8 protein-coding genes are annotated in these 14884 nt (G+C 50.0%); 4 read left to right on the top strand and 4 right to left on the bottom strand.

Annotation, left to right across the window (positions count from 1 at the left end; genetic code table 11):
* The first annotated feature begins 199 nt into the window (after positions 1-199).
* Together RN22_RS19440 and RN22_RS19435 are read left to right on the top strand one after the other, a co-directional pair.
* Entirely contained in the window at positions 200-568 is a 369-nt protein-coding gene (locus RN22_RS19440; protein WP_039850580.1) for a helix-turn-helix domain-containing protein, read from the top strand.
* Positions 569-793: 225 nt separating this feature from the next.
* Positions 794-1336 carry an outer membrane beta-barrel protein gene (locus RN22_RS19435; protein WP_046306908.1) on the top strand — a complete coding sequence of 181 codons (543 nt, stop codon included), beginning with the start codon at positions 794-796 and terminating at the stop codon, positions 1334-1336.
* 52 nt (positions 1337-1388) lie between these two features.
* Here the strand turns inward: RN22_RS19435 and cutA are convergent, their stop codons facing one another.
* Together cutA and RN22_RS19425 are read right to left on the bottom strand one after the other, a co-directional pair.
* Positions 1389-1718, bottom strand: a complete 330-nt coding sequence (gene cutA, locus RN22_RS19430) for a divalent-cation tolerance protein CutA (RefSeq protein ID WP_046306904.1) — start codon at positions 1716-1718, stop codon at positions 1389-1391.
* A gap of 12 nt (positions 1719-1730) precedes the next feature.
* Positions 1731-1931, bottom strand: coding sequence for a hypothetical protein (locus RN22_RS19425; protein ID WP_046306902.1), 201 nt, complete (start codon positions 1929-1931; stop codon positions 1731-1733).
* Between the two features lie 178 nt (positions 1932-2109).
* On the opposite strand from RN22_RS19425, the gene RN22_RS19420 reads away from it, so the two are divergent.
* Positions 2110-2817 (top strand): DUF1223 domain-containing protein, encoded by a 708-nt coding sequence (locus RN22_RS19420; RefSeq protein WP_046306900.1) that lies wholly within the window; start codon positions 2110-2112, stop codon positions 2815-2817.
* Between the two features lie 87 nt (positions 2818-2904).
* On the opposite strand, the gene RN22_RS19415 is transcribed toward RN22_RS19420, so the two are convergent.
* Complete coding sequence (locus tag RN22_RS19415; protein WP_046306898.1) at positions 2905-4665, bottom strand: EAL domain-containing response regulator; 1761 nt, start codon at positions 4663-4665, stop codon at positions 2905-2907.
* Entirely contained in the window at positions 4655-7348 is a 2694-nt protein-coding gene (locus tag RN22_RS19410) for a response regulator (protein WP_046306896.1), read from the bottom strand. The genes RN22_RS19415 and RN22_RS19410 overlap by 11 nt, the downstream gene beginning before the upstream one ends.
* A 460-nt stretch (positions 7349-7808) precedes the next feature.
* On the opposite strand from RN22_RS19410, the gene RN22_RS25020 reads away from it, so the two are divergent.
* A partial coding sequence (locus RN22_RS25020) for a VCBS domain-containing protein (protein ID WP_197076322.1) occupies positions 7809-14884 on the top strand: 7076 nt, incomplete at its 3' end.

The following is a 14884-nucleotide window of genomic DNA, read 5'->3' as shown; positions in this document are numbered from 1 at the left end:
GTTGTCCCTTTTTGATGGAGGTGACTACACCTACAAAGGGACGCCGCGATCACAACACCAGTCAAACTCGCTGAATCCGGCATCTTCAGGTTGTTTGGGTATAGAATGTATTGTGTGGTTAATTATGGTAACCTTTACCTTCTTTTCAACCAGTTTACTTTTTGTAACCTAGGGTCTTTTTAGAGCGAGGCATTCTAAGTTGGTAGCGAAAATAGAAACTGACAGTCGCGGCCGGAAATCTGCGACCAATGTGTGCACGGAGCCCTGTGCGATTGAACGCGCGATGCGCCTGATTGGCGGCAAGTGGAAAGGCTCAATCATTTATCATTTAAAAGATGGCCCAGTCCGTTTTAATGATCTCGCCCGCCAATTGGGCGGTGCCAGTAAAAAGATGATCGACCAACGACTAAAGGAGTTGGAAAGTGAGGGCATGGTTTTACGCAAGGTGATCAGTGATCGTCCTATTGCTGTTAGTTATGAGCTCACAGAGTTCGGCCAGTCTGCATTAAAGATTCTTGATGACTTGAGGAACTGGTCAGAAGCACATCAAATTGAATTAAAGAAATAACCATCGTTAAATAATTGGGCAAGATTTGAATATTAATTAATACAAAACTTGCCCCTTGCATATCAGCGCAATGCATTTAAATTAATATAAATACAAACAAAGCCTTTCCTTTATTAAATAAGATACAAACTCCCTTTTTCTGCCTCCTGTAATTTGAACAGGAATTACGTTTGATAGTCGCTATTTCAATAGCGTAATAACTGGTTAGGAAAAGGAATTTAATAAATGAAGTTGGGAACCGGCTTGCTGTTTGCGGCACTGGCATCAGGTGCTGCACAAGCGAATGAACAAGATTTCTACATTGCAGGAAGCATTGGAGCGCACGAGTTTGCTGATGAAACAGGCGAAAAATTTGCCGTACATGTAGGTGCCAAAAATATCGCCGATAACAATTTTTTTCTTGGCGGTGAACTCGAATTCGCACTGTTGAACAACGATGACTTCGAAAAGACCTACGGTGGTTACAAAGAAGACTACTCATATTCTGCCAATATTCCGGTAGGTAAACGATTCCACATGGGTTCTGAAAGTTCACTGGATGTATATGGTTTGGTCGGCTATTCGTCACTCAGAATTTACAACGGCAGCGACGATGCGACAGGGGATGGTTTTCGCTGGGGTGCTGGTGTTGATGGCAATTTTTCTAATCTGATGGTAGGCCTCCGTTATACCCAAGGTAAGCTGGAAGGCTCCCTGAATAGTGGCCAAAAACTCGACGACACCGAGAAAAATCTCAGCCTCATTCTTGGCTACAGAATCAAGCTCTAAGTTCTGTATTCCAATGAATAAAAAACCTCTGTTGTTCAAACGACAGAGGTTTTTATTGTTCGCAGCTTTCAGATATCCAGGATAGGTAAGCAGGTAAACCCGCTTCAATAGGCAGCTGTATCACTTCGGGCACGTTGTAATCATGCAACCGACAGATTTCTGCTTCGACATCCTGATATAGTGACTTTTTCGTTTTTATCATCACCTGCTTTTCAGCATCAGAAGCGATTTTCCCCTGCCAATGGTAGTAACTCTGTATGGGTAGCACCTGAACACAGGCCGCCAGTTTCTTGTCCAGCAGCGATTCGATAATACGTTTGCCGATATTTTCATCAGCAAACGTCGTCATAACAACCACGTAACTATCGGTTGAAATCTTCATATCCAACCTTTGTTAGCACCGCCCTTTCTTGGCTTGTCCTGGTGGGCAGAATTTGCCGTCTGGGTGACCATCCTTATCACCTTTATCACCGTAGTCGTCGTTGTCTTTGGAATTAACTTTGATTTCGACATCGTCCGTTTCACCTTCAATACTGGTGATTTTGCACCCGCTGGCAAGAAACAGCGTGAAGAAAATAATCACAAGCAGTTTCATGGTGTTCTCCTTTATACCCAAAGTTTTTAGGCGTTAACCCTATGGGCTGTAACCCTATCATCCAGCTTAGACAAAAGACTCGTAAAACAAACAGAAAGGCACAAGGTTTCTCAAAAGTTGAAAGCGACTGACACGCCTGCAGGTCTCTTTTAGGGAGCTTATACCCAAAGGTACTGTTATGCGTCGAATGCTAACCCTCACTTTGCTTTCTTCCGCTGCTATTCCGCTATCACTCTCAGCACAAACTTGGGAGAACAGCGGTTCGCCTGCCACTGTGGTTGAACTTTATACTTCAGAAGGATGCAGCAGTTGCCCTCCGGCAGAAGCCGCGCTTAACAAGCTCAAAGGGAAAGATGGGCTTTGGACGAGTGTGATTCCTATGGCGTTTCATGTGGATTACTGGAATTACATTGGCTGGGAAGATAAATACGCCAAGCCTGAGTTCAGTCAAAGGCAGCGACAAAAGGTCTCTCAAAGCCGTGCCAGTGGCGTGTATACCCCAGGATGGTTTATCAACGATCAGGAATGGCGGGGCTTTTTCGCCAGACAGCCCGTTCCTTATGCCAGCGGCCCTCAAGCACCCGCACTAAAAGCATCTCTCAACGGCAATATTCTCAGTGTGAATTACGAAGGCAATGCGCACCTCAACGCACAATTCGCGTTGCTCGCCATGGATATTGAAACCAAGGTAAAACGTGGTGAAAACCGTGGCAGAACCTTGGAGCATGATTTTGTGGTGGTAGATTTCGGCACTAAACCAGGGCAGCATAACTGGCAGTTTACTCTGGGTAACGAGGTCGCCGCCAAGCCATCAGCAATAGCCGTTTGGCTTACGCCACAAGGTGGCGGCGATCCAGTACAAACGGTCGCCGGATGGTTGAAGTAGCTTCTCCTTTCACTACCGAAAGTTCATCGTCTCAAAAGCAAAAGGGAGCCATTGCTCCCTTTTGTTGAATCCAGTTACTGATCGCAATCAGGTAGCCTTTGATTCATCCGCCGAACTCTCAATAGTGGTATCTCCGAGCGGTGAAGCCTGACTGTCACCTAAGAGCGCCTTCAACCCTTCAATATCTAACGGGCGACTCAAATAGTAGCCCTGTGCTAAATCACAGCCTTTCGACTTTAGCATCTCCAGCTGCTCTTCGGTCTCCACACCTTCGGCTACCGTCTTGATCTTCAACCCTTGAGCCATAGAAATGACGGCGGTAGCGAGGGCTTCATTTAATTCAACGTCCGTAATACCGTCGACAAACTCACGATCAATTTTAAGGGCATCGAAAGGGAACTGAAGCAGGTAGCTGAGAGAGGAATAGCCCGTGCCGAAATCATCCATCGACAGCTCCGTGCCCAAATCATGCAGAGTGTTCAGCATCTCTTTGACGTTTGGTTGATTGCTGAGGAGTAACCCTTCCGTCACCTCCAATTCCAGTCTGTCGGCTGCGAACTCATGCTTTTCCATGATTTGGGTGAAGTCATCAACAAATTGCGGTTGCCTGACTTGTTGTGGGGAGATGTTGACGGCCAGATGCAGTAAATCCCCTTCCTTATTTGTCAGTGATGCAAAGTCATTCATGGCAGTATCGAGAACAAATTTGCCAATTTCATAGATGAGGTTTGACTGTTCTGCGATAGGAATAAACTCGGTTGGCGCGACAGAACCCAGTTCGTCGTTGTTCCATCGGAGCAATGCTTCTGCGCCAGATATACGGTTGGTGTTCAGGTTATACAATGGCTGGTATACCAAAGAAAACTCCCCGCGGGAGAGCGCCCAAACCAGGTGATATTCAAGCCTCAACCGGCGGTGGACGTTATCATTCATCTCACTGGTAAACAGGCGATAGCTGTCTTTACCGCCCTCTTTCGCCTGATGTTTCGCAATATCAGCATTACCAAAGAGACGCTTGAAATCATCTGAGTCCAATGGACTTAGCGAGATCCCCATGCTGGCAGTGATGTGCACTTCACCGCCACCTGTGATCTCGATTGGCTTGTTAATAGCCTTGCGCAGTTTGCTGGCGATCTGGCAGGCATTTTCTGTCTGATGCAAGCCGGGAAGGACAATCAGGAATTCGTCGCCACTGACCCGTCCGACAGTGTCTATTTCGCGCACGGTTTTCACGATTCGGCGAGACAACTCTACCAACACCTGATCGCCCACGTCATGGCTCAGTGTATCGTTGATGATTTTGAAATTGTCGATATCCACCAGCATCACGCCGGTCATTAAGCCCCTGCGGAGATCGTGAGCGATGGCGTAGCGCAGCCGATCAAGTGTGAGATTACGGTTCGCTAATCCGGTTAGCGAGTCGTAGAGCGCTCGCTGCATGATCAACTCTTCATTGCGACGAATACGAAGTTGGTTGTAGATGCGCAGTTTGACTTCTGCGGGTGACACTGGCTTGGAAATGTAATCGGCACAACCAATTTTCAACCCCATTTCCCGGCCTTCATCTTCTGAATGTTCAGTGATCAAAATGACAGGGATATCTTTGGTGCCTGGTTCAGTTTTAAAATACTGACAGAGTTCAAACCCATCCATATCAGGCAACTCGACATCCATCAGGATCAACTTGGGTGATTCAGCCTTCGCCAACACTTTGGCTGTTGCGCCCGAGGTGGAAAAAATCACCCGGTATTCTTCACCCAAAATGGCGTTTAAGATGCGGATACTGTTTGGTGATTCATCGACCAACAGAACTGTATCTTTATCTGGAGCAGTGGTATTAGCGTGCATGCGTTGCTCCCTTTTCATCAGCCAATGGGATATCCAGTTTGTTTTCTTTGATATAAGCGTTGAATGCGCTCAACGCCTTGGCATAGTCAAGCTCAATCAATTTATCGCCCACGGGTTTCAACTTGGGTGCCAAATCGCAGTAGTCGACCAGCAACTGATAATAGGTATCGATCGCTATCAGGTCTTGCGACATCATTTGGTCTTTGAAGACTTTTAAGCGCGAAAGTTTTGCCTGATCCACATCCGGCGTCGCTGAGCTTGATGACGTGTTCTTTGCGCTTTCAGCGTTCAACAGGCTCTGTGGGATAGCGGTTTGATGATGCCTCAGCAAAATCTCCCCAATTTCCTTTATCGCGTTGTCCATGTCGCGCTTAAAGTGGGTAAGCGGCGATTGATAATCTTCCAGAGCCATCAGGGCGTTCTGCAGTTGTTTGGCCGAGCGGCGTAAACCCACGATTGAAAGGTTGCCCGCGCTGCCAGCAATGGTGTGAGCATTTTCCGACGCTTCCGTCAGCAGCCCCGCTTCAATTTGTTGATAGACCTGATTCTCCTGCGCTCTGGCTTGGTGGACGAAGTCACTCAGCAGTTTGAAATAAAGCGCCTCGTTCCCCATCACACGTTTGATGCCATCCTCCACATCGACATATTCGTATTCAGTCGATTGACTGGCCTCTTCCCCTTCCTGAATGGAGACCGATGTGACGGCAAGTCCAAGATACCCTGCGAGCTTTTGTAGCAAGTTGTCCGCATCAAGTGGCTTAGGGATGTGGTCATTCATTCCTGCTTCTGAACAACGTTGACGGTCACGCTCCATGGTATGTGCGGTCACTGCAAAAATCGGCAAGCTTTCTTTGTCAGAGGTTTCACGGATGATCCGGGTGGCTTCCAGTCCGTTCATTTCTGGCATTTCTAGGTCCATCAAAATGGCATCGTATAGCTCTGGTGCCGGACAAACCTTGACCACAGCATCACGGCCGGAAGAGGCTAATTCCACCTGGAAGTCGTTACTGATTAAGATCTCTCGGGCAATCTGCTGATTGATGGGCATGTCATCCACCACCAAAATCCGGCGTCCGCCGCCGTTGACAGTGACTGCCGAGCCATACTGTTTGGCCCCGATGACACGTCGGTGTGTTTTGGGCAAGTTTTGCCCCATCACTTCCATGATGGTATCGAACATCACTGACGCAGAAATAGGTTTATGGAGGTAGCCATCAATCTTGCCCTGACCGCGCTCCTTGTCGATTTTCTTCTTGTCATACGCGCTGATCACAATCACCAGCGGGTGTTTCTCGGGCTCAAGGTCATCTTTGATTTTTTCTAGCAGATGGAATCCCTTCTTCCCAGGCATGTGCCAATCAAGCAATACCAGATCATAAGGTTCCAGCTCTAAATCCAGATGCCCTTCCATAATAGCGGTGAACGCACTGTCTACATCACTGGCAGCATCCACATCAAAGCCCAACGACTCGATGATGGCCTGATGCACCGCGATGGAAGAAGGGTTGTCATCCACGATAAGAACGCGAAGCTCACGTAAATCGACAGGCACAGAGAAACTCTTATCTGACGTAGCTTTTGCCAGTTGCAACTCCAGATTGAAATAAACACCAGGCTCGCTGTCATCCATTTCATCATGCACCTGCCCGCCCATTTGCTCAATCAAGCAAGATGCAATCAGCAGGTTGATGGATTCATCCACTTCCGACTTGGACATCAGCAGGCGTTCGTTTAACTCTTCCAGATCGTCGAACATCTGCTCGTCGTCCGTCACTTTCTGGTTGATGGCGAATTCCAGCACAGCACTGTTATCGTTCAATTGACCCGACTTGATGCTGAGAATAATGGGGCTGCCTTCACCGACAATCATGGCCTCATCAATAAGGTTCAGCAGCACTCTGCGCAATCTGTCCGGATCACCCACCAAGGAACGTGGCACGTCCAGTGGCACATTAAACAGAAGTTCAACATCGCGGCTCTCCGCCTCGCTGAGTAGGTACTCACGCAAACTTTCCAGCAATTGGTCGAGGTCGAAGGGTGTATTTTCCAGCGAGAGAAAGTGCGAAGAAAGCTCTTGGAAATCCCGCAGGTTATCGCAGATCACCCCAGTGCGTTTGAGGGCGCGGGTCAGGCTATCCAAATACAGCGCCTGCTTGTTGCTGAGGGAGGTTTGATTCAGCATCTGGGCGCAGCTAAGCGCCGTCGCCATCATGGGATACAACGACAGATTAGACTCAGACAGCACATTGAAGCTTCTACTCAACGCACTGGCGACGTTGTTTCTTGCTCCCGCCGTCAGGTGTGTCGACATTTTCAGGAACAGTTCCTCTGGGGCGATGGGATAAACCACATAATCAGCACCACCGCTTCGGTACGCCTGTTGTTTTTGTTCAGCAGAAAACTGGCTACTCGTCATCACAATTCGCGTGTTACGGCAGGTCGGTAATTGCTTGATCTTGGCAACTTCCTGGGTAAATGAACCGCCATCTTCAAACGGAAAGTCCATGCTGATAACAAGAATGTTCACCGGATGTTGTTGGAGAATTGTCATCAACTTGGCGGGCGTCGCAACCGAACGCAGCCAATATCCACTCTCACTCAAAACTTGCTGGTAAAAATCAATGTGGGAAAGATCTTCGTCCGCGAGCACAATCAAGGGCTCATTTTTCACCAAACCTGTCATTAGGCCTTCCTTTAAGACTTTTTCAGACACAACCGTCTTGGGCCAAGATCGCCAATCAGCTTTTGGTTAGCCTTTCTCTGCAGGCCTTGTTTAGGCACGGACCCCGTCATCAGCGACTTCCCGTACTCACTTATTTCTCACTGGCGAAACATCTATCTGCCTTATAAAGCTAGTGGCTTTTCATTGTGACTGCCAAATCTGACACCGACTTAATTATTTGTTTGTCAGTTGCATATGAGACCTATTTCCATCTTTTTTCGGGGGTGACAATGCCGCTTTTCTTTTCACTTCCATCACCTGCCTGCACGTAAATCTCATTTATGAAACAGATTGCAAAGAAAATTTATCTAACTTCCTTGACTGGCTTATCCCCACTTAACGTTATGTACTACTTTTAACAAACCGCTCAAAAGATAAACATTTAGCTCAATGATGAGCCGCTAATTGTCGGGAGAAAACTATGGCTATCAACTTAGTTATTAGTCAGGTCGTAGGACAAGCATTTGTGGTAAAACCAGACGGTGAATTGGTGCAGGCAGCACCCAACACCGTGCTGCAAACCGGCGATGTATTATCCGTACCCAATGGAAAAAACGCCTGGCTGGTAACAGAAGAAGGTGAGCAGCTTGATGTGCTTGACGAAGCATTACTTGTTGGAGAAGAAGGTTTCGATAACCTCGACCTCCCTTCCGATGTGCTCGACGTTATCGCGGCGATTGAAGAAGGCGATGACCCCACCCAAAAGGAAGGCACTGAAACAGCGGCGGGTGAAGAAGCTGCAGGATCAGCACTCACGGCGGCTTCCGTTATTGAGTACATTGGCTCCACGGGTGGTATCAGCAACATAAGCGCATTTGATAGTACGGGGCTTTTTGGTTCCAACAAGTTAACATCGGGTCAAACCGAGACCCTCTTCAGCAGCCGCTACTTGCCCATCCAACAAAAACCGAGTACTGACGATGAGGGCGGCGGCGGTAACAACAATGCACCGCCAACCTTCGGTAACTTTACGATCTCCTCTCAAGAAGATGGCGACATTATTCTTAGCCGCGAAGATATTCTCGGTGCGATCCGCGGCGGTAACGCGGCCAACATTCAGGTCACAGACATCAGACCCAGCGTCGAAGGTGCAACCATCACCAAAAACAGCGATGGATCATTCACTTTAACGCCTCCACCAAATTTCAGTGGCACCATCAATTTCACCATTGATATCACGGATGGTCAGTACAAAACGTCTGGCACGGTTGGGGTGACAGTGACAGAGGTTGAAGATACGCCGGAAATTTCTATCACACCCGTTGAGCTCACGGAGGATGAAAACGTCGCTGAAGGCAGCGTTGTTGCGTCTATCGATGCCACAGACGGCGATGGCGATGCGCTAACCATTGAAATCACAAATGACCCTGATGGTTACTTCAAAGTGGAAAACGGCAACGTTGTGCTTACAGAAGCCGGTGCCGCCGCAATTGATGACGATACCCTGAACTTGGACGAAATCAGCGTTACCGTCAGTGTTTCCGATGGAAAAACCACGGTGGAAGAAACCGTGACCTTGCCCATCAACCGTACCGATGATGACGCCAAGGTGGAAGGCGATACCACAGCCACAGTTACCGATGGCAACGGCACTGTGCCACCTTCCGCTACTGGCACACTCACTGTGATTGACCCAGATTCCAACAATGAAACAGCACTGGAAAATGGCACCTATAAAGGCGAATACGGGTCACTGGAGGTGAACAACGGCGTCTGGGTTTATACCGCTGACAAAGAGGCCATTGCACCTTTGGGTGAAGGTGAACAAGCGACAGATATCGTCACTATCACCGCCTCTGATGGCAGTACCCACCAAATTGTTCTGAACATTGAAGGCACCAACGACCCGGCGCTGGTGTCAGGCGATATTTCGGCCACCATCTCCGGCGAGGGCGGAAACCTTCAAGCTTCCGGCACCCTGACCTCAAACGATGTTGACGGCGAAAACAACACCTTCATCGCTGAAACCATTACCACATTGAGAGGTGAACTCACCATCAATGAAGACGGTAGCTGGAGCTATGTGTCGACCGATCCTACAGGCGCGATCGAAGCGCTCGGAGAAGGAGATACGCTGACTGAATATGTCACTGTCAAAGCCGCAGATGGCACTGAGCAACAAATCGTCATCACCTTCCAAGGCGTGAATGATGACGCAGTCTTTTCCGCTATCAGCACCGGAGAAATCACCGAGAGTGACGGTGCCATGTCGGCACAGGGCACCATCAACATCAATGATCCGGATGCCGGCGAGTCATTCATGCAAGCAGGCACGTTCGACGGCACCTGGGGTTCCGTCACCATTGATGCTGCCGGCAACTGGACTTACACCACTCATGACAGCAGCGACTCTGCCATTAAGTCTCTGGCAGATGGCGAAAAAATGACAGACGCCATCACTGTGTATTCAGTCGATGGCACAGAAACCCAAATCACCATCACGATCAACGGCACCAACGACGAAGCCGTCATCGGTGGCGATATTACCGCGACTGTGGTTGATAACAGCGGCACGATGACGGCCACTGGCACCCTCACCTCAGCGGATGTCGACGGCACAGATAACAAGTTCGTGGCAGAAACCATTTCTACTCTGCGTGGTGAAATCACCATTGATGAAGATGGCAATTGGACTTACACCACCACCGATCCTACTGGCGCCATTGAACGTCTACCGGAAGGGGAAACGTTGACTGAAGTGGTCATTGTCCGGTCTGAAGATGGTACGGAACAACAAATCGTCCTCACACTCGTAGGGACAAATAATGCGCCCGAGTTTTCCGCCATCTCTTCACGCGACGTGTATGAAGCCAATGATGTCATCAGCGTGTCAGGCACCATCAATGTCGTCGATTCAGATTTGGGCGAGTCCTTCATGGAAGCCGGAACTTATGTCGGCGATCTGGGTGCTGTCACCATTGACCGGGCGGGTAACTGGACCTACACCACGGACCCTGGCCAAAACGCCGCGCTTGATTCACTTAAAGAAGGTGAACAGCGTATTGAGACCATTACCGTGCGCTCGGAGGATGGCACGGAAACCGACATCAAAGTCACCATTATTGGTACCAATGATCCTGCATTGATTGCAGGCGATATCGTCGGCACTGTGGTGGAAGCCGACGGTACCATGACCACATCAGGCCAGCTGACCGCGACCGATGTGGATGGCAACGACAATACATTCACACCGCAAACCCTTGAGGGAAGATGGGGTGAACTGACCATTGATGCCAATGGTAACTGGACGTACAGCTCAGACGACGACAAAGGCGCCATTAACCGCCTTGGGCTGGGCGAACAGCTGACCGATACCCTTACCGTTCAGTCTGAAGACGGCACGGAACAGACCATCACCATTACCATCACGGGCACCAATGATGCAGCGGTATTTGGCGGCATGAACAGCGTCAGTATCGACGAAACAGATAGCCAACTCACCACCAGTGGCCGCCTGACAGTGTCAGATGCTGACTATGGTGAATCTTTCTTCGAAGCCGGCACCTTCAACGGTACCTATGGTGAAGTCAGTATTGATGCGGCAGGCAATTGGACATACACCTCAGATCCCGCTTACAACGCCACTTTTGATGCGCTAGAAGAAGGTGAACAGCTGGTCGATACCATCACTGTTCGATCACAAGATGGCACCGAAACACAAATCCTCGTCACCGTGGTAGGCACCAACGACCCTGCCGAGATCGCCGGCGACATCGTAGGCACTTTGGTAGAAAGTGATGGCACCATGTCCACGTCTGGACAGCTGACATCGACCGATGTTGATGGCAACGATAATGCCTTCACGCCACAGACCATTGAAGGGCGCTGGGGTGAAATCACCATCGATACTAACGGTAACTGGACTTACTCCTCCACCGATGAAAAAGGCGCTATCAACCGACTTGGAGAGGGTGACCAGCTAACCGATACGATTTCGGTTCGTGCCGAAGATGGTACGGTTCAAACCATTACTATCACCATTGATGGCACTAACGATACCGCCGTATTTGGCGGCATGACCAATGTAACCGTCAGCGAAACCGACAGCGCGATTACCACGAATGGCCGCGCAACCGTATCTGACGCTGATTACGGGGAATCCTTCTTCCAGGCAGGTACTTTTACCGGCACATACGGTGAAATCAACATAGATAAAGCCGGGAACTGGACATACACCTCTTCTCCCGAGCATACCACCAGTTTTGATGCGCTGGATGCAGGCGATGTGCTGCCCGAATCCATCACCGTTTACGCTTTAGATGGCACTCCGCTCACCATAGAGATCAACATTCAGGGAACCGATGATCTTCCCGTTGTCAGCGGCCAGACCGGCGGAGCCCTGACCGACACCACCAGCGGAGAAACTCAAATTGTGACAGGGTCACTATCCATCTCCGATGTAGATGCCGATGACTCACCGACTTTCGAAGATACGCGCATTGAAGGCGAATTCGGTGTGCTGGAAATGGTTGATGGGGAATGGACATACACCCTCGACAAAGACGCAGCATCGCGTCTGAACAGCGGAGAAACCGACACCGATATCATCACGGTTACCGCCTCTGATGGCACTGAGCAAAAAATCGTCATTACGGTGACCGGTACCGATGACGAGCCGGTACTGACAGGGAATACTGTTGGCTCTATCAGTGATAATGGCTCGCCAACCACGTCTGGGTTTATCAGCGTTATCGACCCTGATTCCGATAATTCACCGACGCTGCCAGACGCTGAAGTCGACGGTCAATACGGCTCGCTAACACTGATCGATGGGGAATGGACTTATACCCTGAACCCAGATTCAGTCGCAGCATTGCCAGATGGTGAAACCACCATTGATGTCGTCACGCTTGAAGCGTCAGACGGTTCAAAACACGAAATCACCATTACGATTACCGGGACAGATCAGGAACCTGTGCTGACGGGTAACACCACAGGCGTGATCACCGAAGGCAGTGCAGCACTCACTGCGACTGGTTCGGTGTCACTGGTCGATGTAGATACAGGGGAGAGCCCTACCCTACCAAACGGCACAATTGACGGGCAATATGGTTCATTAACCTTGGTCGATGGCGAATGGACATACACACTGGATCCCGATCTTGCACAGTATCTCGACGAAGGTGAATCGACCACCGATACCATCAGTATCACCGCCTCTGATGGTTCCGTGCATGACATTGTTATCACCATTACCGGCAGTGAAGATTCAGCCATGCTGGAAGGCGATATTTCAGGCTCGGTTAGCGATGATAGCGCCTCACTCACCGCCAGCGGTTCCCTGTCTGTCAGCGACCCAGACACCAGTGATAACCCGACTTTGCCCGATACCAATCAACAAGGGCAATACGGCTCCTTCACCATGGTAGATGGCAACTGGACCTACACACTGGATCCGGAGCTTGCCGCAGAGCTCGATGAAGGTGTCACCGTCACAGACACCATCATCATTACCGATTCCATGGGCGGCACCCATGAACTGGCTATCAATGTCACTGGTACAGACAACGCCGCAGAACTGACAGGCGACACCTCCGCGAATTTGGTGGAAGGAACCGATCTCACTGCAACAGGCTCCGTTTCTGTCATCGATGCAGACAGCGGGGACAACCCAGTTATCGCCAACACCGATGTAGAAGGTCAATACGGCTCCTTCTCGCTTGTCGACGGCGAGTGGACATACACCCTCGATCCGTCTGTTGCACAAGGGCTGAATGCCGGTCAAACCGCCACAGATACCATCACCCTTGTCGATAGCGAAAACAACGAACACCAAATCGTAATCACCGTAGAGGGAACCGCTGATGCCGCGGTGGTTTCAGGAGAATTCACAGGGTCTGTGTCTACCGAAACAGGCCCTGTTGTGGAAGTCACCAACCTGTTTGTCTTTGGTGATGATGCAGATGGCGAACCCGCAAACTTTAGCCTCGACAGTCAGCCAGACTCGTTGAGTTTCGGTTCAGTCGGCTTCAGCGCCAACATTACTGACAGTGATGGCAGACTGAATAACGACGGATCACAATCCATTGAACTTAATGGCCAGAGCTACCCTGTTTCTGCAAATGCCACCGTTCAATATTCCGACGCCTATGGCAATCTCTTCACCATGGCCGTACTCACAGTATCTGCCACGGAAACGGGCGAATATTTTGGTGGTACAAGCGAACCAACCACCCTGTTGGTTCAAATCGACGGTCCAGACATCGTCCCTGGCACCGATCTGGCACTGGTTGAGGGTTCTTACCAAGAAGTTAGCAACATTAACTATCTTGATGTCAGTGATGCGGTCACCGCGTCTGGCCAAATCAGCATTTCAGATGCTGACACCAACGACACCCCGGAATTCGCCAATACCACCTTGGAAGGAAATTACGGTACGCTCGAACTGGTCGACGGCAATTGGACTTACACCCTAGATCCGTCTAAATCCGAGGCTTTGGGTGCTAACGAGGTTGCCACTGAAACCTTCACCTTGACCGCGTCTGACAACACCCAACAGCAGATAAAAATCGAAGTCACAGGCACCGACGATGCAGCAATCGTCACCGGAAATATCACAGGCTCGGTCACCGATCAGGACACCTCGACTTCCGGCTCGATCAACATTACCGATCCTGACAGTGGTCAGTCAGCCACCATTGATAATGTGGCTATCGAAGGGGAATACGGCACCTTTGAATTGATTGACGGCAACTGGACTTACACCGTTGACCCAGACAAAGCCAAACCACTCCCTGAAGGCGAAGAGGCAACCGACACCTTCACCCTCACCGCGTCGGACGGCTCAACCCATGAGATTGTTGTAACCGTAACAGGGACGGATGATGCTGCTATAGTCACTGGCGATACCACCGGACAAGTGACCGATCAGGACACCTCGACTTCGGGATCAATTACTGTCACCGACCCAGACAGCGGTGAAACCGCCACTATCGACAATGTCACCATTCAAGGCGAATACGGCACCTTCGAATTAGTGGACGGCGAGTGGACTTACACCGTTGACCCAGACAAAGCCAAACCGCTTCCTGAAGGCGAAGAAGCCACAGACACTTTCACCCTCACAGCGATAGACGGCTCAACCCATGAGATTGTCGTGACGGTCACTGGTACCAACCAGTCTGCGGTTGTCACCGGTGATACCTCTGCTGCAATCAGTGACATCGATACCTCCGCGACGGGCTCTATCACCGTCACTGACCCCGATTCCGGCGAAACGGCCACCATCGGCAACACTACGATTGACGGTAATTACGGCACTTTTGAACTGGTGGATGGCAACTGGACGTACACCGTCGATCCAGACAAAGCCCAATCTCTGCCAGAAGGCGAGGAAGCCAACGAGACCTTTACCCTGACCGCGTCTGACAATTCGACGCATGAGATTGTCGTGACGGTCACTGGTACCAACCAGTCTGCAGTTGTGACGGGTGATACCTCTGCTGCAATCAGTGACGTCGATACCTCAGCAACCGGCTCTATCACCGTCACTGACCC

Source organism: Grimontia sp. AD028, assembly GCF_000973155.1.
Lineage (GTDB): Bacteria > Pseudomonadota > Gammaproteobacteria > Enterobacterales > Vibrionaceae > Enterovibrio > Enterovibrio indicus.
Note: the sequence above shows the minus strand (reverse complement) of the source record. Positions and strands in the feature narration are given on the sequence as shown.